Source organism: Halegenticoccus soli, from assembly GCF_002844195.1.
GTDB classification, from domain to species: Archaea; Halobacteriota; Halobacteria; order Halobacteriales; family Haloferacaceae; genus Halegenticoccus; species Halegenticoccus soli.
The window spans coordinates 875,528-896,850 of record NZ_PEND01000001.1 but is presented as its reverse complement, the minus strand read 5'-3'; the positions used below and the strand labels follow the sequence as shown (position 1 = coordinate 896,850).

The 21,323-nt window shown below is 67.9% G+C and carries 21 protein-coding genes and 1 pseudogene; 4 read left to right on the top strand and 18 right to left on the bottom strand.

The window, feature by feature from the left end; genetic code table 11:
* The first annotated feature begins 2 nt into the window (after positions 1 to 2).
* Positions 3 to 1,175, top strand: a complete 1,173-nt coding sequence (gene mct / locus CNO20_RS04620; protein WP_101295033.1) for a succinyl-CoA:mesaconate CoA-transferase — start codon at positions 3 to 5, stop codon at positions 1,173 to 1,175.
* A gap of 131 nt (positions 1,176 to 1,306) precedes the next feature.
* Here mct and CNO20_RS04615 read toward each other — a convergent pair whose 3' ends face one another.
* Complete coding sequence (locus CNO20_RS04615) at positions 1,307 to 1,696, bottom strand: FAS1-like dehydratase domain-containing protein (protein WP_143423144.1); 390 nt, start codon at positions 1,694 to 1,696, stop codon at positions 1,307 to 1,309.
* Positions 1,697 to 1,756: 60 nt separating this feature from the next.
* The gene (moaA, locus tag CNO20_RS04610; protein WP_101294897.1) at positions 1,757 to 2,743 is read right to left on the bottom strand and encodes a GTP 3',8-cyclase MoaA; all 987 of its coding nucleotides are present in this window, start codon (positions 2,741 to 2,743) and stop codon (positions 1,757 to 1,759) included.
* Positions 2,744 to 3,027: 284 nt separating this feature from the next.
* Here moaA and CNO20_RS04605 point away from each other — a divergent pair, with 284 nt between their 5' ends.
* A complete protein-coding gene (locus CNO20_RS04605) occupies positions 3,028 to 3,876 on the top strand; it encodes an eIF2B alpha/beta/delta subunit family protein (protein WP_101294896.1) in 849 nt (282 codons plus the stop codon).
* 42 nt (positions 3,877 to 3,918) lie between these two features.
* On the opposite strand, the gene CNO20_RS04600 is transcribed toward CNO20_RS04605, so the two are convergent.
* From CNO20_RS04600 to CNO20_RS04560, 9 genes and pseudogenes are all read right to left on the bottom strand, one after another.
* Positions 3,919 to 5,043, bottom strand: a complete 1,125-nt coding sequence (locus CNO20_RS04600) for a Gfo/Idh/MocA family protein (RefSeq protein ID WP_101294894.1) — start codon at positions 5,041 to 5,043, stop codon at positions 3,919 to 3,921.
* The gene (locus CNO20_RS04595) at positions 5,040 to 6,008 is read right to left on the bottom strand and encodes a sugar phosphate isomerase/epimerase family protein (protein ID WP_101294892.1); all 969 of its coding nucleotides are present in this window, start codon (positions 6,006 to 6,008) and stop codon (positions 5,040 to 5,042) included. The genes CNO20_RS04600 and CNO20_RS04595 overlap by 4 nt, the downstream gene beginning before the upstream one ends.
* Before the next feature lie 100 nt (positions 6,009 to 6,108).
* Positions 6,109 to 7,215 (bottom strand): annotated as a pseudogene (locus CNO20_RS04590) (Gfo/Idh/MocA family protein); the annotation flags it as partial.
* 37 nt (positions 7,216 to 7,252) lie between these two features.
* Complete coding sequence (locus CNO20_RS04585) at positions 7,253 to 7,456, bottom strand: DUF8005 family protein (protein ID WP_101294888.1); 204 nt, start codon at positions 7,454 to 7,456, stop codon at positions 7,253 to 7,255.
* Positions 7,457 to 7,458: 2 nt separating this feature from the next.
* Complete coding sequence (locus tag CNO20_RS04580; protein WP_101294887.1) at positions 7,459 to 8,640, bottom strand: ABC transporter ATP-binding protein; 1,182 nt, start codon at positions 8,638 to 8,640, stop codon at positions 7,459 to 7,461.
* Between the two features lie 6 nt (positions 8,641 to 8,646).
* Complete coding sequence (locus tag CNO20_RS04575; protein WP_101294885.1) at positions 8,647 to 9,615, bottom strand: carbohydrate ABC transporter permease; 969 nt, start codon at positions 9,613 to 9,615, stop codon at positions 8,647 to 8,649.
* A complete protein-coding gene (locus tag CNO20_RS04570) occupies positions 9,615 to 10,559 on the bottom strand; it encodes a carbohydrate ABC transporter permease (RefSeq protein ID WP_199174735.1) in 945 nt (314 codons plus the stop codon). The genes CNO20_RS04575 and CNO20_RS04570 overlap by 1 nt, the downstream gene beginning before the upstream one ends.
* A 111-nt stretch (positions 10,560 to 10,670) precedes the next feature.
* Positions 10,671 to 12,179, bottom strand: a complete 1,509-nt coding sequence (locus CNO20_RS04565; RefSeq protein ID WP_101294881.1) for a substrate-binding domain-containing protein — start codon at positions 12,177 to 12,179, stop codon at positions 10,671 to 10,673.
* A gap of 220 nt (positions 12,180 to 12,399) precedes the next feature.
* A complete protein-coding gene (locus tag CNO20_RS04560; RefSeq protein ID WP_101294879.1) occupies positions 12,400 to 13,386 on the bottom strand; it encodes an aldo/keto reductase in 987 nt (328 codons plus the stop codon).
* A gap of 147 nt (positions 13,387 to 13,533) precedes the next feature.
* Here CNO20_RS04560 and CNO20_RS04555 point away from each other — a divergent pair, with 147 nt between their 5' ends.
* Positions 13,534 to 14,349 (top strand): DUF8054 domain-containing protein, encoded by an 816-nt coding sequence (locus CNO20_RS04555; protein WP_101294877.1) that lies wholly within the window; start codon positions 13,534 to 13,536, stop codon positions 14,347 to 14,349.
* A 12-nt stretch (positions 14,350 to 14,361) separates the two neighbouring features.
* On the opposite strand, the gene trmB is transcribed toward CNO20_RS04555, so the two are convergent.
* Together trmB and CNO20_RS04545 are read right to left on the bottom strand one after the other, a co-directional pair.
* Positions 14,362 to 15,414, bottom strand: coding sequence for an HTH-type sugar sensing transcriptional regulator TrmB (gene trmB, locus CNO20_RS04550; RefSeq protein ID WP_101294875.1), 1,053 nt, complete (start codon positions 15,412 to 15,414; stop codon positions 14,362 to 14,364).
* Between the two features lie 125 nt (positions 15,415 to 15,539).
* On the bottom strand, positions 15,540 to 16,280 hold the full coding sequence (locus CNO20_RS04545; RefSeq protein ID WP_101294874.1) for a proteasome assembly chaperone family protein: 741 nt from the start codon (positions 16,278 to 16,280) through the stop codon (positions 15,540 to 15,542).
* A gap of 141 nt (positions 16,281 to 16,421) precedes the next feature.
* On the opposite strand from CNO20_RS04545, the gene CNO20_RS04540 reads away from it, so the two are divergent.
* On the top strand, positions 16,422 to 17,576 hold the full coding sequence (locus CNO20_RS04540; protein ID WP_101294872.1) for a mechanosensitive ion channel family protein: 1,155 nt from the start codon (positions 16,422 to 16,424) through the stop codon (positions 17,574 to 17,576).
* Between the two features lie 54 nt (positions 17,577 to 17,630).
* Here the strand turns inward: CNO20_RS04540 and CNO20_RS04535 are convergent, their stop codons facing one another.
* The 5 genes from CNO20_RS04535 to CNO20_RS04515 all read right to left on the bottom strand — a co-directional run bounded on the left by CNO20_RS04535 (position 17,631) and on the right by CNO20_RS04515 (position 21,283).
* On the bottom strand, positions 17,631 to 18,035 hold the full coding sequence (locus tag CNO20_RS04535; protein WP_101294870.1) for a universal stress protein: 405 nt from the start codon (positions 18,033 to 18,035) through the stop codon (positions 17,631 to 17,633).
* 88 nt (positions 18,036 to 18,123) lie between these two features.
* Positions 18,124 to 19,488, bottom strand: a complete 1,365-nt coding sequence (locus CNO20_RS04530; protein ID WP_101294868.1) for a bifunctional metallophosphatase/5'-nucleotidase — start codon at positions 19,486 to 19,488, stop codon at positions 18,124 to 18,126.
* Between the two features lie 211 nt (positions 19,489 to 19,699).
* Entirely contained in the window at positions 19,700 to 19,906 is a 207-nt protein-coding gene (locus CNO20_RS04525; protein WP_101294866.1) for a dodecin, read from the bottom strand.
* Positions 19,907 to 19,985: 79 nt separating this feature from the next.
* On the bottom strand, positions 19,986 to 20,645 hold the full coding sequence (locus CNO20_RS04520; protein ID WP_101294864.1) for a DUF2238 domain-containing protein: 660 nt from the start codon (positions 20,643 to 20,645) through the stop codon (positions 19,986 to 19,988).
* Positions 20,642 to 21,283 carry a hypothetical protein gene (locus tag CNO20_RS04515; protein ID WP_101294862.1) on the bottom strand — a complete coding sequence of 214 codons (642 nt, stop codon included), beginning with the start codon at positions 21,281 to 21,283 and terminating at the stop codon, positions 20,642 to 20,644. Before CNO20_RS04515 ends, CNO20_RS04520 begins: the two co-directional genes overlap by 4 nt.
* Positions 21,284 to 21,323 lie beyond the last annotated feature (40 nt).

The following is a 21,323-nucleotide window of genomic DNA, read 5'->3' as shown; positions in this document are numbered from 1 at the left end:
GCATGGGCGCACTCTCAGACCTCCGCGTGCTCGATCTGACGCAGGTGCTCGCGGGACCGTACTGCACAATGCTCCTCGCCGATCTCGGCGCGGACGTGGTGAAGGTCGAGCGCCCCGGCGGCGACCTCATCCGGCCGAACCCGCCGTTCGTCGCCTCCGCGGACGAGCCGTACGGCGGCTACTTCCAGAGCGTCAACCGCGGCAAGCGGAGCGTCGAACTCGACCTCGGGAGCGAGCGCGGCCGCGAGGACTTCCTCTCGCTCGTCGAGACGGCGGACGTGGTCGTCGAGAACTACCGCGCCGGCACGATGGAGCGGTTCGGGCTGGGGTACGAAACGCTCCGCGAGCGCAACCCGGAGCTGATCTACTCGGCCATCCGCGGCTTCGGCGACCCCCTGACCGGCGCGACCGAGCGCCAGGGCCAGCCCTCGTTCGACCTCATCGCGCAGGCGCTGGGCGGGGTGATGGAGATCACCGGTCCGGAGGACGGCCCCCCGACGAAGGTCGGCCCCGGGATCGGCGACCTGTTCACCGCCGCGCTCAACGCGGTCGGCGTCCTCGCAGCGGTCCACCACCGCGAGCGGACCGGCGAGGGGCAGTTCGTCGACACCGCGATGTACGACAGCATCGTCAGCCTCTGCGAGCGGGCCGTCTACCAGTACTCGTACACCGGCGAACCCCCCACGCGGCAGGGGAACTCCCACCCGACGCTGTTTCCCTACGACGCCTTCGAGGCCGACGACGGGCACGTCGTGATCGCCGCCTTCGGCGACAACCACTGGCGGGCCCTCTGCGAGGCGATGGATCGACCGGGCCTCGCCGCCGACTACCCCGACGCGTCGGCCCGCCTCCGGAACCGCGAGGCGCTCCGCGAGGAGATCGCCGCCTGGACGCGCGACCGGACCTGCGAGGAGGTGACGGACGCGCTCGTCGGCTCCATCCCCTGCGAGCGCGTCCAGGACACGGCCGACGTGTTCGAGGATCCCCACGTCCGCGCCCGCGACATGCTCGTCGAGGTCGAACAGCCGGGGGCGGACCGGTGCGTCACGATCGCGGGCCAGCCGATCAAGATGACCGCGACTCCGCCGGAACCGGGCGGACGGGCGCCGCTGCTCGACGAACACCGCGCGGAACTGCTCGGCGAGCGGGCCGAGGAGCGGGCGGCGGACGACTGATAGGGAGTATCGGAGCCAGCCGGCGGTTCCGAAGCCGTCCCTGGGTGGTGTCTCTCGGTTCTTCGCCGGGAATCGCTGCACTCCTCCGATGCTCCCGATGAGCTACCCACTCCTCCGGTACTCCCGATGAGCTACCCGAGGATCACGCCGTCGAACGCCCCCGTCAGCACTTCCTCCCCGGCCCCGTTCCGGCAGACGACGGACGCGTCGAGGTCGGCGCGCCCCGCCGACTCCTCGACGCGCTCTATCGTCACCTCGCAGGCGATCGTCTCCCCGGCGTAGACGGGGCGGTGAAACTCGAAGGTCATCGAACGGGCGAGCACGTCGAGGTCGCCGCCGATCTTCGTCGGCAGGGTCGCGGTCAACAGGCCGTGGACCACGAGGCGGCCGTTCTCGTCCGGCTCGACGTGGTGCTCGCCGCAGTCGTTCGAGAGGTCGGCGAACTCGCGGACCTCCGCCTCGGTGAACGTCCGGGCGTAGGTCAACACGTCGCCCTCGGTCGGAATGTCGGTCGGAGCCACGGTGTGGGGTTCCTCGCGCGCCCGGGAGAAGAGTCTTTGCCGGTGACGTTCGGGATCTCCCTACGCGCCGATGTACTTCTCGTTGATCGTCCACTCGCCCCGCTCGTCGCGGACGAGGTACTCGCCGTAGTAGGGGACGCGGTTCGACACGACCTCGCGGAACGCCTCGCGGATCTCCTCTCTCGTCATCTCGCCCATGGGCCGGAGGTCGTCGTTCCGGTTGAGACAGCCCTTGAGGTAGCCCTCGTGGGTCACGCGGACGCGGTGGCAGTTCGCGCAGAAGTTCTCGTTGCCGACGGGGTCGACGATCTCGACCATCCCGCTTTCCGACGAGCTTCCGCCCGCGTCGCCGTTCACCCAGTAGCGCTTCCTGCCGTGCATGTCGCGCGTCTCGACCCGGTCGGCGATGTCCGCGAGCCAGTCGTGCACGCGCTGGATGTCGATGCTCCACTCGGGCTTGCCCGTGAGCTCGGGCATGTACTCGATCAGCTGGAGCTGGAGGCCGTCGTTCTCGGCGACGTGCTCGACCATCCCCTCGACGTAGCCCGCCGTGTGCTCGAACACGACCATGTTGAGCTTCACCGGGTCGAGCCCGGCGTCGAGCGCGGCCTCGACGCCCTCTATCACGCGATCGTACGCGCCGGACTTCGTGATCTCGGCGAACGCTTTGGGATCGAGGGCGTCCTGCGAGACGTTCACCCGTTCGAGGCCCGCCCGCTTCAGCGCCGTCGCGCGCCCCGGCAGGAACGTGCCGTTCGTCGTCAGCGAGGTCTCCATCGAGTCGGGCGTCCGCCGAACGATCTCCTCCAAGTCCTCCCGGAGCATCGGCTCCCCGCCGGTGAACTTCACCTTCCGCACCCCGAACTCCTCGACGACCTCCAGGAAGCGAACGACGTCGTCGGCGCTCATCTCGCTGTCCTGCGGCTCCATCGGTCCCCGCGTGTCCCCCAGCCCCTCGTTGTGACAGTAGACGCAGTCGAAGTTGCACCGGTCGGTGAGAGAGACCCGGACCCCGGTCACCTCGCGGCCGAAGTCGTCCGTCAGCATTATATCGGAACGTTCGCGCGGATCTTCTTAAATCAGCGGGACGAAACGGGGGGGACGTAACTGATATGAGTTACGTCGCGGGGATCGAGTCGGCTCTCCCGGTTCCGCCCGCGCGGTCGGCGGTTCGGCGACCGGCGAGGGGCCGACCGAACCCGTTCGGGGTTCGGCTCCCGCTCCAAATCACTCGCTGGAGGATCCGCCCGCGCGCCGCCGGGCGATCGAACCGCCGGATCCGCGGCCCCCCTCCCGGAAACTCTTTGCCTCGATAGACGGACTGCTCTCATATGATCGACGAGACCATCGAGGAGATCAGGGAGATGCAGACCCACAGCTCCTCGGTCGTCGCCGTGAAGGCCACGCGCTCGCTCGAGGATCTGCTCGGCCGCGAGTACGCCACCGTCGAGGAGTTCGAACGCGACCTCGAACACAACGCCGGGGCGCTGCGGCGGGCGAACCCCTCTCACGCCTCCCTGCACAACGCGATGCGGGAGGTCACGCGCAGCGTCGTCGGGCGGGCGGACACGGTCGAGTCGGCGAAGAAGGTGACCCGCTCGACCATCGAACGGGTCGTCGAGGACATCAACACCGCGAAGCGGCGGGCCGCCGAGAACGCCGCCGAGACGTTCGTCGACGGCGAGACGTTCCTCACCCACGACTACTCCTCGACGGTGCTCGAAGCGATCGAGACGGCCGCGGGCAAGGGCGCGGACCTCACCGCCTACGTGACCGAGGCCAGGCCGCGGTACCTCGGCCGGAAGACCGCCCGCACGCTCGCCGGCATCGACCGCGTCGACCCGCACCTCCTCGTCGACGGATCGTGCGGGCTGTTCCTCGAAGCGTGCGATCGGGTGATCCTCGGGATGGACTGCATCGTCGACGACACCCTCTACAACCGCGTCGGCACGTTCCCGATCGTGGCAACCGCCACGCGGGTGGGCGTCCCGGTCACCGTCGTCGGCTCCGGCGCGAAGGTCATCGAGGACGGCTTCGCCTTCGAGAACGAGTACCGTCCGGGCAGCGAGGTCCTCCTCGAACCGACCGAGGGAATCGCGATCGAGAACCCCGCTTACGACGCCACGCCCGTGGATCTCGTCGACGAGGTGATCACGGACCAGGGCGTCCACGAGTTCTGAACCGGATCGCCATCCGGTTCGTTCACCGGCGCGCTCGCGCCGTCACGCGAGCGTGACCCATTCGCCGGTTTCATCACTCCGTTCGATGGCGTCGAGCACCCGCTGGACCCGGTAACCGTCCTCGAACGACGGGGAGAAGTCCGTGCCGTCCGCGATGCTCGTCAGGAACTCGTAGTTCTCGTGGACGAACGTGTGCTCCCAGCCGATGACGTGCCCTGGCGGCCACCAGTGGGCGACGTACGGGTCCGACTCGTCGGTGACGAGGACCGTCTCGTACCCCCGCTGGTCCGGTCCCTTGTATTCGAGTTCGTTCAGCCGTTCGAGCGAGAACCGCAGGCTCCCGTCGCTGCCGTGGATCTCGATAGTGTGGTCGTTCTTGTGCCCGGTGGCGAATCTGGAGGCCTCGAACGTCGCCATCGCGCCGCTTTCGAACGCTGCCTGCGCGCTGTACGCGTCGTCGACCGTCACCGGCCGCGTCTCGTCTTCGCCCTCGACCGGCCGCTCGTCGACGAACGTCCGGAGGTGCCCGCTGATCCGCGCGATGTCGCCCACCTGATCGCCGACGAGGAACCGCGCGAGGTCGATCGTGTGCGACCCGAGGTCGCCCAGCGCGCCGCTGCCTGCCAGCTCCTCGTCGTTCCGCCAGCTCCACGGCGCGTCGGGGTCGACCAGCCAGTCCTGCAGGTACCGCCCGCGGACGTGATGGATCTCCCCGAGCGCGCCGTCGGCGATCAGTCCTTTCGCGTACCGGATGGCGGGGACGAACCGGTAGTTGAACGCGCAGCCCGCGAGCGCGTCGCTCCCGGCCGCGGCGTCGCGCATCGCCTCCGCCTCCTCCAGCGTGGGCGCGAGCGGCTTCTCGCAGAAGACGTGCGTCCCGGCGTCGAGCGCCGCGATCGACGGCTCGGCGTGGACGAAGTTCGGCCCGAGGTTGTAGAACACGTCGACCTCGTCGATCACGTCCTCCCAGTCGGTGGCGACGTGCTCGAAGCCGAAGCGCTCGGCCGCCTCGCGCAGCGGCTCCTCCTGCCGGCCGATCAGGGTGTGTCGCTCGACGGCGGGCGCGTCCGGGAAGAACATCGGCAGGCGGGCCAGCGCGTTCGAGTGGGCCTTGCCCATGAACCGGTAGCCGAGGACGCCGACGGTGAGGGGTTCTGAGGCGCTCATTCCGCCCAGTACGCCTCCCCGGGGGTGGTTTCGAAGACCGAGCGTTGCAGCACCTCGATCGCCTTTTCGAGGCCCTCGCGCGAGGAGGTGAGCGAGTCCTCGTGTTCGATCGAGAGCGCGCCGTCGTACCCGATCATCCTGAGGGCGCTCACCACGTCCTTCCAGTGCTCCTCGCCGTGGCCGTACCCCACCGACCGGAACAGCCACGAGCGGTCGAGCTCCTCGGTGTAGGCGGTCGTGTCGAGGACGCCCTTGAGCCGGGCGTTCGCGCCGTAGACCTTGGTGTCCTTGGCGTGGAAGTGGTGGACGGCGTCGTGTTCGCCGAGGAAGCGGATCGCTTCCGTCACGTCGATCCCCTGCCAGTACAGGTGCGACGGATCGAAGTTCGCGCCGACCCGCTCGTTGGTCGCCTCGCGCAACCGCAGCATCCCGGTCGGCTCGTACACGAGCATGTTCGGGTGCATCTCGATCGCCACGTCCACCTCGTGCGCCTCGGCGTGCTCGGCCAGGTCGCGCCAGTAGCCGGTGGCGACGTCCCACTGGTACTCGTGGGCGTCGGCGTGCTCGGTCGGCCACGGTGCCGTAATCCAGTTGGGCACCTCGTCGGTCGGGCCACCGCCGGGCAACCCCGAAAAACACGTCACCGCGTCGACGTCGAGCCGAGAGGCGAGCTCGATCGCCTCGCGCAGCTCGCGGTCGGCCTCCGCCGCCCGCTCGTCGTCCGGGTGCAGCGGGTTGTTGTGCGTCGCCAGCGCGCTCACGTACAGGTCGTACTCGTCGAGTAAGTCGGACAGCTCCGCGCGCGCCTCCTCGTCGTCGAGGTACCGCTCTCTGTCGATGTGGTCCTCGCCGGGGTAGCCGCCGCAGCCGATCTCGACCGCGCCGACGCCGAGTCCGGAGAGGTATTCGAACGCCGCTTCGAGTGACTGGTCCCCGAGGGGGACGGTAAGCACTCCCACGTCCATGCGCGGAGTTACAACAACTGTTTGAATAAAACTTCAGGATACCTGTCTGACTGCCGACTCGGCGAGGGGCGGTCCGACGGGATGCTCCTCGCCCCCGCGGTTACTGTTCGAGGGTCGCCTCGGGCTCGACGTCGAGCTGGATCGCCCGCCCCTCCGCGGAGGAGCGGTAGATGGCGTCGATGACGCGCTGGACCGCCAGCGCCTGATCGACCGTGTTTCGTCCGGGGCGTTCGCCCGCGGCGACGGCGGCGAGGAACAGCTGCTGTTCGGACTTGTGGGTGTCGTTGGGCTGCGTTTCGATGTCCGTGTCGCTCAGGTGATCCGTGCCGCCCTTGCTCGACTCGTAGATGGTGAGCTCGTGCGCGTCGCGGTCGAACCGCGCGCCGGCCTGGGTGCCCCGGACGATGAACTCGTCGTTCGTCGGGCGGTTCGTCGCCCAGGCGACCTCCAGGCTCACCGTCTTGCCGTCGTCGCAGCGGATGAACGCGCTCGCGGAGTCGTCGACGTTGAAGCCCTCCGCCCCGGTGTCCTCGCCCCACATCTCGACGAAGGCGTAGTCGTCGCGGTCGCCGAACTGCGAGCGGGTGACGCCCGTCACCTCGACCACCTCGGGGAAGTCGAGGAAGTACAGTGCGAGGTCGACCGCGTGGACGCCGATGTCGATGAGGGCACCGCCGCCGGCGACCTCCTTGCTCGTGAACCACGAGCCGCGGCCCGGAATGCCGCGGCGGCGGACGTAGTTCGCCTCGATGTGTTGGACGTCGCCGAACCGGCCGGAGCGCTGGTAATGTTTGATTACGTTGATCGGGTTGGCGAAGCGGTAGTTGAATCCGACCATGCAAAACCCGTCGGCTGCCCGCGCGGCGGCGGCGATGCGCTCGGCGCTTTCGAGCGTGTGGGCGAGCGGCTTCTCCAGCAGCACGTCCAGCCCGGCTTCGAGCGCGGCCACGGTGTACTCCTCGTGGAAACGGTTGGGGGTGGTGATGATGACCGCGTCCGCCTCGGCGAACATCTCGGCGGTGTCCTCGTACGTCTCGACGCCGTACTTCTCGGCGAACCGCCGACGCGCCTCCGGTTTGATGTCCATCCCCCCCACGAGATCAGCCTGCAGTTCGAGGAGCCGATCTGCGTGGTAGTGCCCGATGTTTCCCAGGCCGACAATACCGACCCGGACTGGTTCGCCCGAATTCATCGTTGTTCTCGCTTCACTACAGCGGTTGTTAAGTGTCTCGTTACGCGATTCGTCAGTACAACTGGCGCTCTCGCTCCTCGCGCTCCTCTTCTTCTTTCCGCTGCTCTTTGATGCGGCGGCGGCCTCGGATGAACTGTCTGCCCTTCGGGACGTACACGTTCTTTACATCTAACGCGAACGAGACGATGCCGTACGCCCAGAAGAAAAACAGGAGCGTCATCCCGCCGAGGTAGATCCATCCGAGTTCCGTGACCATTCTCAGTCGTCGCTTTCGGCCTCCGTCTCCGTAACACCTTCGGCCTGCGCCGGCGCGACGAGCCCGTGCAGGAGCGCCTCGCCGGACGACGTGTCGAAGAGGTGGACCCGGCTGCGGTCGAGCACGACGTCGACGTTCTCGTCCTCCTCGATGGCGCTGTCGGGGTCGACGCTCATGAGGAGTTGATCCGGCGAGTCCTGCGCGTCCATGCCGGTCTCAGCGTCCTCCGACAACAGGAGGTAGACGAAGATCTCGTCGCCCATCGGTTCGAGCACGTCGGTCACCGCGTCGATCACCATCGTCGGGTCGCCCACCGACTCGCGCTCGTCGGCCAGGTAGACGTCCTCGGGGCGGATCCCCAGCGTCACGTCGGTGCCCGCGTCGAGGCCAAGGTCGGCCGGATCGAACTCGACGCTGAAGTTCTTCGACTCGAAGCCAGCGTCGGTGAGTCGCCCGTCGACGAAGTTCATCGCGGGCGAGCCGATGAAGCCCGCGACGAACAGGTTCGCCGGCTCGTTGTAGCACGTCAGCGGCGGGTCGATCTGCTGGAGCTGGCCGCTGTCGATCACGGCGATGCGATCCGACATGGTCATCGCCTCGGCCTGGTCGTGCGTCACGTAGATGATCGTCGTGTCCAGTTCCTTGTGGAGGCGCTGGAGTTCGGTGCGCATGTGGACGCGGAGTTTCGCGTCGAGGTTCGCCAGCGGCTCGTCCATCAGGAACACCTCGGGGTTGCGGACGATCGCGCGGGCGATGGCGACGCGCTGGCGCTGGCCGCCGGACATCTCGTCGGGCATGCGCTCGAGCATGCCTTCGAGCTGGACGATCTCGGCGGCGCGTTCGACGCGGCGGTCGATCTCCTCGTCGTCGTAGTCGCGCAGGCGCAGCCCGAAGCTGATGTTCTTGTAGACGTTCATGTGCGGGAACAGCGCGATGTTCTGGAACACCATCGCGACGCCCCGGTCCTTCGGCGGGAGGTTGGTCACGTTGGTCCCGCTGATGTAGATGTCGCCCTCGGTGGGCATGGTGAGCCCTGCGACCATCTCCATGGTGGTGGACTTGCCGCAGCCCGAGGGACCGACGAGGCAGACGAATTCCCCGTCTCGGACGTGCATGTTCATGTCGTCGACAGCCGTTACGTCGTCGTACCGCTTCGTTACGTGTTCGAGTTTAACGTCACCCATTGTGGATCACTCCTTGAGCGCCCCCGCAGTGAGGCCGCTTACGATCTTTTCCTGTGCGATGATCACCAGGATGGCGACGGGGAGCACTCCAATTACGCTCGCCGCGGCCATAAGATGATAGGGCGTGTCGAACTGCCCCTGCAGTCCCAGGATACCGCCCACGATCGGCGCCCAGTTCTCCGCCTCGCCGTTGTTCATCAGGAACGAGAAGAAGAACTCGTTGTACACCGAGATGAACGTGAGGACGCCGGCGGTCGCGACGCCCGGCGCCGACAGCGGGACGATCACGCGGAACAGCGCGCCGAGCCGCGTCGTCCCCTCGACGCGGGCGGCGTCCTCCAGGCCGTCTGGGATCTGCCCGTAGAACGTCGTGAGGATGAAGATCGACAGCGGCATGAACAGCGCGCTGAACGGTAGCACCATCGGCCACGGCGTGTTGAACAGGTCCGGGCTGTGGATGTACACGCCCCCGATGACCGCGCCGACGTTCCCCGTGAACAGCTCGAAGAGCGGCAGCAGGAACGCCGCCGGCGGGAAGTAGGAGATGGCGAGAATCGCGAGCATGAGCGGGGTCTTGCCGGGGAACCGCAGCCGGCCGAAGACGTAGCCCGCGAGGCTGGCCAGCACCAGGACGATGACCGTCGTCATGATCCCGAGCACGAAGCTGTTGAACATGAACCAGTGGAACGGCACGCGCTCAAAGACGATGAGGAACGACTCGGGGTTGAATCCCGGGGGGTACAGTCCCACGCCGGACAGGAGCCGCGGCGGCGTGACCGCGAGCACCACCAGCCAGTAGAACGGGAACAGCGTCGTGAGCAGGAAGAACACCGTCACGACGTAGAACATCGACCGGTAGACGCGCTGCGGGTTCTTGATCGAGTTCTCGACCCAGCGGCTGAACGGGCCGCGCTTGAGCGGGCGGTCCTCTATCGTGGTGGTCTGTCCGCCGTCGGTCCGAGATTCGCTCGACATCAGAACGCACCTCCTTCGGCGTCCGCGAACTTGACGATGTAGATCGACACGACCACGCCGATGATGGCCGCCGTTACGAAGGCGACGGTCGCCGACGTGCCGTACAGCCGCTGGTTGAAGCTCGTTACCACGAGACACGACAGGGAGGGAACCGTCTGACAGCTGGACGTCGTCTCGATGATCCCGTAGACGCGCATCGCCGCGATGGTGCGGAACAGCATCGCCACGAGCACCGTCGGCAGGATGAGCGGCAGGGTGATCATCTTGAACTGCTGCCACGGGGAGGCGCCGGAGACCCGCGCGACGTCGTACAGCGAGCGGTCGATGCTCTGGAGCCCCGCGAGGATGAGAAGCGCCATGAACGCCGACGTCTTCCAGATGTCGGCGACCGTGATGATGAGAAGCGAGTCCGCCGTGTTCGCCAGCGGCGTGAACCCGATGACTCCGAGCTGGTTGAGCAGCGCCGGGTTCTCCGGCGTGCCCACCAGGAATCCGATCCCCGGCTGGAACAGCAGGTAGAAGATCATCCCCTGGATGACGATGGGCACCGCCCACGGGATGATGATGGCGACCCGGACCCAGCGACGGCCGCGGAAGTCCTGGTCCAGCACGAGCGCCTGCCCGAACCCGATGATCGTCTCGAAGAACACGCTGAAGAGCGTGAAGATCAGCGTGACGGTCAGGGCGCTGCTGAGGAGCGCTCCCGTCGAGAGCCCCGTGGGGACGAACGCCGACGGCAGCGCGTACGTCTTCTCGTTCGTGAGCAGTTCGACGTAGTTCTGGAGACCGACGAACTCACCGAGGTTCGCGCTCCCGGCGATCGCGTCCGCGAACAACGACATGCCGAACGTCGTCACGAGGGGATAGACGGCGATCACCAGGAGCAACAGGAGCGCCGGCGTGAGCAGGAGGTACGCGAACTGCGTCTCGCTCAGGGACTCCATCCATCGCACGGCGGCGACGTACGGTCCCGAGCGGCCGCTGTCGCGTATGGCCTGCTGGGATTCTTGTTCTGTGGCCATTGGTAACAATAGTGAAAGACTGTGTCGAGAACCTTAGGCGTTGTTCTCGATGTCCTGCAGCTGGCTCTTCAGCTCCGTCATCGCCTGCTTCGGGGCCTTCTTCTGCGCGTACGCCGCGTTGACCTGCTGGGCGATCTTGCCGGACTGCTGCGTCCAGACGGCGGTCACGGGCCGCGGGATCGCGTTCTCGCCGGCGACCCGAAGCGGTTCGAGATAGCGGCCGATGACCGGCACTTTCTTCGCCCGCTGGGAGTTGAGCAGCTTCGGCTCCGGCGGAATCCAGCCCATGATCTCGAAGATCTTGAGCTTGAAGTCCTCGGTCATCATCGCCTTGATGACGTTCGCCGCGGCGGACTTCGCGTCGTCGCTGGCGTTCGGGTTGATGGTCATGTGCCACCCGCCGAGCGCCGCGACCGGCCCGCCGGTTCCCTCGTACTTAGCCTGATCCGGTTTGACGCCCCACGGGATCGGCATCACGCCGAGATCCTCGCCGTAGTTCTCCTCCGCGCCGTTCTCGACGATGGAGTACGGCCAGTTGCGCAGCGCGACGGCGTTCCCGTTGTCGAACGGGGCCTTCGAGGAGTCCTCGACCCACTGGAGGACCGCTTCGGGCGAGATGTTGCCCGCGTAGCCGTCGAGGGCGTGCTGGTCGTCGCTGCCGTGGATGAACGTCCGGACCATCCGGATCGACTGGACGACGGGGTCCTCGTCGACCGTGATCGGGCGGTCGCCGACCGGCCCGAAGAGGTTGTCGAGGCCGCCGAAGTACGCGCCGCCGAACGAGGACATGAACTCGTTGAAGTCACAGCAGGAGAGGCCCTCGTAGACGCTGGCCTGGAAGTTGAAGCCCTGCTGGGTGTTCGTCTGCTCCATCGTGTCCTTGATCATGGCCGAGAAGTCCTTCCAGGACATGGACTCCGTCGCCCAGTTCTGACCCTCGGGGTCGTAGCCGGCCTGCGTCACGAGGTCTTTCCGGTACTGGATCGTCGGGAAGTCCGGGAACAGCGGGATGCCGAACAGGTCGCCGCTGTCCGGGTGCTTCGCCGTGTCGACGCTGGCCTGGAAGTAGTTGTTCTCGACCTGCTTGATCCAGTCGTTCGGGAGGGACTGGCTGAGGTTCTGGATCTGGTCGCGGACGATGAACGGGATCGTCCACCCGCTGTCCATCATCAGGAGCGCGGGTTCCTCGCGGCCGGAGTTGAGCCAGGTCTGATACTGCGACTGGCGGTTGTCCGTGACCTGCGAGCCGGCGAGGATCTCCAGGTTGATGTTGTCCGGGAGGCCGGCGTTCCGCAGCGCCTCCATGATGCGGTCGCTGTTCTCGGCGACCCGCGAGTCGGCCGCCCACTGGATCTTTACGTCACCGCTCGGGGCCTCGGTGTTGATCGGGGAAGTGTTCCCGCCGGAGCCGCCGTCGTTCGGGTTCCCGCCGATGCACCCTGCCAGACCGAGGGCGACACCGGACGCTCCCGCGGCCTGTACGAACCGCCGGCGCGACACTCCGTTCCGACGCGCGTCGTCATGTAAGTCACTGTCAACCATTACAGTCGTCTGCTTGGTAGAGCGATTATTTATATTTTCGGTAAACGTTACTACCACTGTTGTAGTGAATTGGTTGTCATAACCGCCGGCGTGGAAGTTGCCGTTATCTGCCTGTTTCCCCCTTTTCGACGTAACGTAATATATATTCGATTATTATTTCTTGTTATATCTATACATAAAAGAATATCATATAATAGCGGAATTAAGTTCCAGAGACGAGTTAGTCCTTCTCGGGCGCGGGCCACCGCGGCGTCTTCGGCGCTTCGATCCGTTCGAGCTCCTCGGGAGACAGCGACACGTCGAGCGCGGCGACGTTCTCTTCGAGGTGTTCGACGCTGCGCGGGCCGATGATCGGCGAGTCGACGACGGGTTTGTGCAGCAGCCACGCGAGTGACACCTGCGCCGGCGAGGCGTCCTTCTCGTCGGCGATCGACCGAATCTCGTCCAGCACTTGCCAGTTCTCTTCCCTGAACCGGCCGCGGGTGTACTCGTCGGAGTCGGCGCGGAGCCCCTCCTCGACGTCGCCGTCGCGGTCGTACTTGCCGGTGAGAAAGCCGCCGGCAAGCGGCGACCACGGGATCACGCCGATCCCCTCGCCCTCGCAGACGGGCAGGAGGTTCGCCTCCTCGTGGCGGTCGACCGCGTTGTACTCCGGCTGCATGCACGCGAACCGCTCGTACCCCTCCACGTCGCTCGTGTAGAGGGCCTTCGTGAACTGGTAGGCCGTCATCGTGCTCGCGCCCACGTACCGCATCTTCCCCGTGTCGACGAGGTAGCTCAGCGCGTCGAGCGTCTCCTCGATCGGCGTGTTCTCGTCCCACCGGTGGATCTGGTACAGGTCGATGTACTCCGTCCCGAGCCGTTCCAGGCTCCCCTCGACCTGATCCAGGATGTGCTTCCGGGACAGCCCCTGTCCGTTCGGGTAGTCGCCCATCTCGCCGTACACCTTCGTGGCGATGACGAGTTCGTCGCGGTTGCGCCCCTCGATCGCCTCGCCGACGATCTCCTCGCTCTCGCCGCGGGAGTAGACGTTCGCGGTGTCGAGGAAGTTGATTCCGAGATCGAGCGCGCGGTGGATCAGGTCGATGCTGGCCTCCCGGTCGTTCATCATCCACTCCTGGTCGGAGCCGAAGTTCATGCAGCCGAGACAGAAGCGGGAAACCTCCAGCCCGGTGTCTCCGAGTCGGGTGTATTCCATGTCGGTCATGGTACTGCCGTCTCCCGGCCGAGGCAAAAGTCTGCGGGCGGCGGTAGTACCGTCTCGTACTCGCGGCGTAGCGCGCCCGGCGATCCCGTGGCCCCCGCGCGCCGGTCGACGGAAACGCTGATGCCCCCGCGCCGGCGACGGTCACGCATGTCAGCTCTAGCCGCAGCCCGTCGGCTCCTGGATCGGATCCGCCGGCCGGAGTACACGGGGGAGAACCGCTGCTGGCCGTGCACGGCGATCAACGCCGCGATCGTCGCCGGGGCGGCGGCCCTGGCCGCGCGCCGGGACCGGAAGGCGGCGCTCGCCGCGCTCGTCGGCGGCGGGGCGGCAATCGCCCTGCGAGGCTACGTCGTCCCGTACACGCCGCGGTTCGCCCCGCGGATCGTCGCCCGCCTCCCGTTCGACTCCGGACGCGAGAGGCGGCGCTCCGACGCGCTCGTCGACGGCGAACTCGACCCGGAACGGCTGGTCGCCGAACTGTTCGACCGCGGCGTCCTCGCCGGGGACGAGGAGCTCTACCTCGCGGACGGCTTCCGGACCGACTGGGAGGCGGAGGCGGCCACGCTCCGCGGTCTCGACGCCGACGCGCTCGCGACCGCGGCGGCCGACGCCTCCCCGAGCGAGGCGACCGGCGAGGCTGACGGCGAGTGGACCGTCGTCACCGACGCCGACGGGCGGACCGTCTGGCTCTCGCGGCCGGTAGCGATCGCCGAGACCGCGGCCGTCCGGGCGCTGACCGCGCGGGGAGTTCCGCGCGACACCGCGGCGCACGCGGCGACGCCGCTCCGGATGTTCGCGGAGACCTGTCCGCTCTGCGGCGGAGACGTGGTCGAGACGACGGTGACGGACTGCTGCGGCGGGACGATGGGCGTCTACGACGCGCCCGGAACCGACGTGCTCGCGTGCGACGCGTGCGACGCGATCGTCTACGAGTTCCCCGCCGCGGTCGAAGCGGACGCGTAGCGGGGCGGCGGCTCAGATCCGCCCCGGCGGGGAGTTCCGCCCGACGCGGATCTCCTGCGCTTCGACGTCTTCGAGCGCGGCGACCAGGCCGCCGACGTCGACGTACCCCTCGTCGGTCTCGATGGTCATGCCGGCGACCTCCTCGGTGTCCTCGAAGGCGACGTCGACGACGCGCCCTTCGACCACGATGGGGTTGCCGGTCTCCACGTCGCGGCCCTCGACGGTCGCGTAGAACTCGCCGCCGAGTTCGCGGATGTCCTTCACGGCGCGGCGGATGGAGGCGTACCGGCGCGGGAAGGGCCGCCGCTTTCCGTCGGCGGCCAGCGTCTCGGCGGTCGTCCAGAGCACCGTGCCGAAGAAGCCGGAGACGAGGAAGCCGAGCGCCGAGCGGTTGAAGATGACGCCGTACCGGTCCTGGTCGTCCCGGAGGGCGTCCTGCGTGGCGTAGACGGAGTACTCGCCGTCCGCGACGGCGAGCACCGGCGTCGTGATCCCGCGGCGGGCGCGCGCGATCGTACAGACGTCGAGGTAGTCGAACTCGTCGGGGTCGGGCGCGCGGCTCGCCGGCGTGACGAGCAGGTCGATGCTGACGCCGCCGTCGATGGCCTCCGCGAGGTCGTCGTAGAACCGGCGGAGGAGGTCCGGGGTGAGAGAGAGCACGAGTTCGTACTCCGCGCTGTCGACCACCTCCTCGATGTACCGGAGGATGGTCGAGCGCGACTTCACGAGCGAGACGGCCTCGGTGTCCCGCGCCGGGGCGGTGTAGCGCGCGGCCAGCTCGTCCACGAGTTCGGTCAGCGACGACTGGATGTTGCCGAACGCGTCCTCCGGATCGACCGCGACGATCTTCATCGGGCGCGACTCGCGCAGTTCGACGAGGCCGCGGTCCGACAGGCTCCGGACGGTGTCGTACACGCGGGGCTGCGGGATGTCGGTGTTGTCGGCGATCTCGCTCGCCGTCAGTTCGCCGTGTTCGAGCACGGCGAGGTACGCGTCGATCTCGTACTCGCCGAGGTTGAAGCGCTCGCCGACGCGCTCCAGCGTGAACCGCAGGTCGTCTGCCATGTTTCATCCACGAGTCCCCCACCGTATTGAATTTACTGAAAAGCGAGTAGCACCGGGTTACGGAAGAGAGTTGTCAGGGTCGCGTGCACAATCGCGCACACATGTACATTCGATCCTCCGCGACATTACATGTACATTCGATCCTCCGCGACGTCCGTCTCGCGCGCCTCCATGCGCTCGGCCAGTTCGCCGTAGTACTGCTGCACCTCGGCGGCGAACTCCTCCAGCGGACCGGCGTCGACACCGAGCCCGTACACCGATTCGACGGTCTCGACGAGCCTGATGGCCGCCTCCACGTCGGGTACCTGCGCGTGGACGGGGGTGACGTAGACGCAGACGCCGAGCGGCGAGTCGAGCCCCCGCTCGACGAGCGCCGCGTTCGTCCCGTCGAGAAAGCCCCTGCCCATCGGCGCGATGTCGGCGTCCGCGAGGCGGCTCTCGCGGTAGTCGTCCGTGGCGATGTAGTAGGTTCGGTGCTCCTCGGGTCCGTGGGGGATCGGCACGCCGGAGAGGATGGCGACCTCCCGGACGCCGTTCGCCTCGGTCCAGTCGAGCACCGCGTCGCTGAACCGCTTTCCCACGGACGCGGGGACGAACATCTCGCCGACGAGCGCCGTCACGTCGAGGTCGGGCCGGGAGAACAGGCGGGTGTGATGCCGCGGTCGCCCCCCCTCGAAGGGCGTGATCGACGGGAGCTCCTCGACGGAGATGTGCCCCGTCTCCCGGAGGTCGAGGCGGGAGACGAGGTAGTCGACCGCGGTCAGCCCGGCCAGCCCGAACGACGAGAAGCCGGCGAGCAGCGTCCCGCTGGGAGTCGATTCGTGCGAGATGTGAAATTCGGGGGTGCGTCGACCTGTCCAGAACATACGTGAGCTACTCCCGTCGCCTCCTTAGCCGTTTACCCCGACGGCCGAATTCGGCGCCGTCGCCGCCCGGATCTGAGGAATCGTGTTGGATCGCGGACCGAAAAACAATGCTTTTTCCGGGGGCGCGTGAGCAGTAGTCTGATGGACCCGGGCGGACTTCGCGGTGCGCTTCGATCAGCGATCCTGCAAGTCACATCGCCCGGCACCCGAACGACGACCGCCCAGGCGGGCAATCAGACGAAGACACCGGATCCGAGTAGCGCCGAGAAGGCCGGCAACGCCTTCGCCGAGATCCTCCCGCAGTTCCCCGGATCGAGGCTCATCGCGGCGCTGCTCGTCGTCGCGTTCGGCGTCTACCTCTCGAAGGTCGTCGTCCGCCTGCTCGGCCGTCCGGTCGCCAGGCGGTTCGAGCGACAGAGCGTCGCGCAGATGGTGCTCCGGGGGATCAGGCTCGCGACGTTCCTCGCCGTACTCCCCTTCGCCGCGGGGGTGTACGGAGTCACGATAACCAACATCGCGCTGTCCCTGACGGTGTTCTCCGCCGTGGTGGGTATCATCCTCGCGCCGATCGTCGGAAGCATCGTCAGCGGCCTGTTCGTCCTCGCCGACCAGCCGTACGAGATCGGGGACATGATCGAACTCGACGACGGTCGGCGCGGGTTCGTCGAGGACATCACGCTGCGGTACACGAAGATCGTCACCCTCGACAACACCTTCCTCATCATCCCGAACTCGTCGATCCGCGAGCGGGACGTGATCAACCACTCCGCCGAGGACGAACGGACCCGCCTGTCGCTGCGCCTGCTCGTGACCTACGAGTGCGACATCGACGAGGCCCGCCGGATCATGGAGCGGGCCGCCAAGAACTGCCCGGAGGTGATCGAAGGCGGTCCGGCCATCCGCATCGGGAGCGCCAGGTACCCCGCGATGCCCACCTGTTACATCGAGGAGTACGCGGACCACGGCGTCCTGCTCAACCTCCGGTACTGGGCGCGCGTGCCGTACAAGATCGGAACGGTGCAGTCGAAGGTGCAGGAGGAGATCTGGAAGCTGGTCGCCGACGCCGACGTGGAGATGGCCTACCCCCACCAGCACCTCGTGTTCGACGAGACGAGCGGGCGGATGCAGGTGTCGGTCGAGCGCGCCGAAGCGACGGAGCCGCTCGCGTTCGACGGCGACGGCGGGCGCGGCGGCGGACCCGCGGAGGAGAGACGCGGCGACAGCGGACGGGACGACGGAAGACGGGGCGGCGGATCCGACGACGGGGCGGCGGACGAGGGCGACCGATCGGAGTGACGCGCCGGCCGGGGATCGGGCGGCCCGCACGGGCGGACCGTCCCGGCGCGCGGGTCAGTCCGCCCGCACCGTGATCACGGTGCAGTCGAGTTTCCCCCGGAGGAACGACTCCACGTCCGGGTCGTCGAGGAACTTCCGGAGCATCCGCCGCCACCGGCCGGCCTGCTTCGAACCGATGACGACGATGTCGGCCCCCTCGGCCGCGACCTCCTCCAGGATCGCCTCCTCGACGAGGAAGCCGCGGCGGACGACGTACCGCGTCCGCGGCAGGCGTCCGAACTCCCGCTCGACCGCCCGCTTGAGCGCCGTCCGCGTCACGCCGTGACTGTCCTGGTACAGGTCGACGTGAAACACCGTCAACTCCGCGTCCCGCTCCTCGGCGACGCGGATCGCCTCCTCGAGCGTCGCTTTCGAGTGGCTCGACAGGGGGTAGCGGACAGGAACCACGACGAGTGTCATTGTCGGGTGATCAAGGCTCTCCGGTGTCAACTTTACCATGCGTCGATGTTCGCCGGGGCGAGAAAGTGCCGAAGATCGACCGGTTCGGTCAGTTCGAGACGCGTCGGATCCGCCCCTCGATCGCCGGATCGATCCCGAACTCGCGCGCGTAGGCCGCGAGCACGTCGTGCTGGATGCCGCACTCGCCCGCGCGGTGACGCTCTTCGACGACCGGAAACTCGTGATCCGAGTGCAGGAGGTACTCGGGCGTCGCCACGGTGTAGATCCGGTCGGGATCGACGGAATCGCCGCCGACCGTCGCCTCGATCAGCTCCGCGCGCTCGTCGTTCCAGACGATCCGCGCGCCGCTCACGTGGCCGTGCCACCAGTGCGGCTCCCCGAAGCCGACGACGGCGGCGCTCGCCTGGCGGAAGGCGTCGAGCAGCTCAGCGCCGGTCACCTCCGCCACGACGACCTGCTCTTCGAACGGCGCGACGCTGATCAGGTCCGCGAGCGTCACCGTCCCGGACAGCGGCGGTCCGATCCGGATGCCGCCGCTGTTCTGCAAGCCGACGTCGGCCTCGGCCGCCCAGCGGTAGGCGTCGGCGACGAAGTTGCCGATGCGGCTCTCGCCGCCGTGGACCGTCGCCTCGGTCCGCTCGATCGGCGTTTCGACCGTCGCCACCGGTTCGTCGAGCCCGGCGGCCGCCATCCGGCTCCGCAGCGCCGCCGCGAGCCCCTCGTCCGTCGGTGCCCCGTCGAGGTCGCGGCGGACGGCCCGCGCGCCGTCCCCGTCGAGGGCGACCTCGATCACCGTCTCCCCGTTGACGCCCGGCCGCGTCAGCAGCGTCCCGTTCACCCGTTCGATTCGCTCGGTGTGGACGTGCCCGCCGAGCACGGCGTCCACGTCGACGCGCTCCGCGAGTTCGTCGTCGCCGGCTCCCAGGTGCGAGAGCGCGACGACGTAGTCGACGCCGCGCTCCCGGAGCGCGCCCACCGCCTCCTCGGCGGCCGCGTGCGGATCAGTGAACGTCAGGTCCGCCGCGTACGGGTTGAGCGAGTCGGTGGCGGGATCGGTCAGCCCGAAGACCCCGACCGTCGCGCCGTCGACCTCGCGGACGGTCCACGGGACGACCCCCTCCGCCGCGCCGAACCGCCCGCCCCGTTCGTCGCGGACGTTCGCGCTCACCCACGTCTGCGGGGACTCGTCGACGATCTCCCGCGTCGCGTCGGGTCCGTAGTCGAAGTCGTGATTGCCGAACGTCTCGAGGTCCGCGCCCACCGCGTCGAAGAGGTCGATCGCCTGCCGCCCGCGGGCGACGAGGGCGAGCACGCCCGGCGAGGTGTTGTCGCCGGTGCCGACCACGAGCGCGTCGTCGCCGTCCAGCGACGAGACGAGCCCCGCGAAGCGGCCCGCCCGATCCGGGTCGTCGTAGAGGTTCTCGACGTCGGAGTAGTGGAGAAACCGCGGCATGTACCCGGAGTGTCGTCGCGGTCGACAAGAAGCCGTCGGGTCGCGCGGCGGGTTGCCGGCGGGGCGACGGGGTCGCCCGGCGAGCCGGGCGCAGCGAACGCGCCCGCCGAACGCCGGCGCGCCGCGTCGGATTCGGTCCGGTCTGATCCGGCGCGGTCCGATCCGATCTAGGCCGATGCGACCAGATCGGATCGGTTACCGGGATTCTCGGTCACTGCGGCTCTTCGAGTTCGAAGGCGACGGTGACCTCCGCCTGGTACTCGCGGTTCTCGACGCTCTTGAGTTCGACCCCCAGCTCGTCGACCTCAACCCAGTAGACGTTGTCGAGCGTCTCCTGCGCGCGGTCGATGGCGTCGTCGACGGCGTCGTCGAAGCTCTCTTCGCTCCGCCCGATGAGGCTGATCTTCTTGTATACCATCGCGTCCTGTTCGTACGCCGCACGCTCGTAAAAAGCCAATCGCCGACCGAGCCGGTCTCCGAGGGCGCCGACGGCGGACCTACTGTCTGGCCCCGTCGAACTGCGCGGCGACGGCCCCGACGACGTCGGAGAGGTGGGCGGTCCCCCACACCGCCACGACGACGCCGCCGGCGGTGTCGAAGACGAGGTCGAGCATCGTGTCCTCCAGGCCGTACTGGGTCAGCACCGCTTGCATCCCCAGGACGGTCGCGGCGACGCCGATCAGGAACTCGATGACCTCCCAGAGGACGCCGAAGGCGAGCACGAACAGCAGGATGAACACGAACATGAACCGCGACGGCAGGTGGACCGCCTCGGTGTGGAGATCGATCGCGCGCGCCGTGGTGTAGCCGACGGCGGCGACGATGCTCGCCGACAGCAGGTGCGTCACGTGGTCCCACCACCAGACCGAGGCGTAGAAGCTGTCCCCCCCGCCCGGGACGCCGACGGTTCCGAGCGCGTGGAGGAACACCGCGGTCGTGATCCACAGGGTCAGGCCGGCGTCCATCGGAATGTGGTAGTCGCGTTCGAGCACCGCGGGCAGGTAGGTGATTCCCAGCGCGATGGCCGCGTTGACGACGATGCCGAGTTCCCCCCGGTCGACGCCGATGAAGAACAGCCCGACCAGCGACAGCTGCATCGCCCTCGTCACCTGGCGCTGCCGGTCGGCGTCGAATCCGAGCCGCTCTCTGATCCTCACAGCCGCTCACCCACCTCGTCGGGCAACCGCCGCCTGCTGTCCGTCCGGCGGCGGAAGTAGTACTCGAAGAGCACCCCCGCGCCGATCCCGGAGGCCGTCGCGGCGACGAAGTCGAGCATGAGCGCCGTCTCGATCTCCTCTTCGGGCCGGCCGTCGAGCAGGAACGACGTGCCGAGGTACAGGTCGGAGACCCACTGGACGATGGCCCAGACGCCCGCGGCGGCCATCGTCGCGACGACGACGAACAGCACGGCGAACGAGTAGTTCATCCGGACGGGCGTGAACACGTCGAGCTCGACCGCGACGATGAGCGCGACCGCGGCGACCGCGAGGTACGTCGAGACGCGCCCGGTGAGAACGACCCCGTCGACCGTCACCCCCGCGATGAGCGCCCGGCCGATGACCGGCAGCGACGCGAGCAGAAGCACCTCCCAGGGGAGCATCGCGGCGGGGGTCCGGTAGGCGAGGGCCGGGACCGCGGCGAGGACGGCGACGGCGACGGTGAACCCGGCCCAGACGAGGTCGCCGGTCACGACCTCGCCGGCGGCGGTGAGACAGAGAAACCCGATGAGCAGCCAGCCCAGGCCGGCGTTGGTCCGCCGGCTCTCCACGATATCCCGCAGCCCGGTGTTCGGCATGACCCGTCGTACGGAGCGGACAGTTCAAAACGTTTCGCCG

Excerpts from the sequence above, each read along its gene's own strand:
- mct (WP_101295033.1), top strand. The coding sequence starts at position 3 with ATGGGCGCACTCTCAGACCTCCGCGTGCTCGATCTGACGCAGGTGCTC.
- moaA (WP_101294897.1), bottom strand. The coding sequence starts at position 2,743 with ATGCTGACGGACGACTTCGGCCGCGAGGTGACCGGGGTCCGGGTCTCT.
- CNO20_RS04605 (WP_101294896.1), top strand. The coding sequence starts at position 3,028 with ATGATCGACGAGACCATCGAGGAGATCAGGGAGATGCAGACCCACAGC.
- CNO20_RS04600 (WP_101294894.1), bottom strand. The coding sequence starts at position 5,043 with ATGAGCGCCTCAGAACCCCTCACCGTCGGCGTCCTCGGCTACCGGTTC.
- CNO20_RS04595 (WP_101294892.1), bottom strand. The coding sequence starts at position 6,008 with ATGGACGTGGGAGTGCTTACCGTCCCCCTCGGGGACCAGTCACTCGAA.
- CNO20_RS04585 (WP_101294888.1), bottom strand. The coding sequence starts at position 7,456 with ATGGTCACGGAACTCGGATGGATCTACCTCGGCGGGATGACGCTCCTG.
- CNO20_RS04580 (WP_101294887.1), bottom strand. The coding sequence starts at position 8,640 with ATGGGTGACGTTAAACTCGAACACGTAACGAAGCGGTACGACGACGTA.
- CNO20_RS04575 (WP_101294885.1), bottom strand. The coding sequence starts at position 9,615 with ATGTCGAGCGAATCTCGGACCGACGGCGGACAGACCACCACGATAGAG.
- CNO20_RS04570 (WP_199174735.1), bottom strand. The coding sequence starts at position 10,559 with ATGGAGTCCCTGAGCGAGACGCAGTTCGCGTACCTCCTGCTCACGCCG.
- CNO20_RS04565 (WP_101294881.1), bottom strand. The coding sequence starts at position 12,179 with ATGGTTGACAGTGACTTACATGACGACGCGCGTCGGAACGGAGTGTCG.
- CNO20_RS04560 (WP_101294879.1), bottom strand. The coding sequence starts at position 13,386 with ATGACCGACATGGAATACACCCGACTCGGAGACACCGGGCTGGAGGTT.
- CNO20_RS04555 (WP_101294877.1), top strand. The coding sequence starts at position 13,534 with ATGTCAGCTCTAGCCGCAGCCCGTCGGCTCCTGGATCGGATCCGCCGG.
- trmB (WP_101294875.1), bottom strand. The coding sequence starts at position 15,414 with ATGGCAGACGACCTGCGGTTCACGCTGGAGCGCGTCGGCGAGCGCTTC.
- CNO20_RS04545 (WP_101294874.1), bottom strand. The coding sequence starts at position 16,280 with ATGTTCTGGACAGGTCGACGCACCCCCGAATTTCACATCTCGCACGAA.
- CNO20_RS04540 (WP_101294872.1), top strand. The coding sequence starts at position 16,422 with ATGGACCCGGGCGGACTTCGCGGTGCGCTTCGATCAGCGATCCTGCAA.
- CNO20_RS04535 (WP_101294870.1), bottom strand. The coding sequence starts at position 18,035 with ATGACACTCGTCGTGGTTCCTGTCCGCTACCCCCTGTCGAGCCACTCG.
- CNO20_RS04530 (WP_101294868.1), bottom strand. The coding sequence starts at position 19,488 with ATGCCGCGGTTTCTCCACTACTCCGACGTCGAGAACCTCTACGACGAC.
- CNO20_RS04525 (WP_101294866.1), bottom strand. The coding sequence starts at position 19,906 with ATGGTATACAAGAAGATCAGCCTCATCGGGCGGAGCGAAGAGAGCTTC.
- CNO20_RS04515 (WP_101294862.1), bottom strand. The coding sequence starts at position 21,283 with ATGCCGAACACCGGGCTGCGGGATATCGTGGAGAGCCGGCGGACCAAC.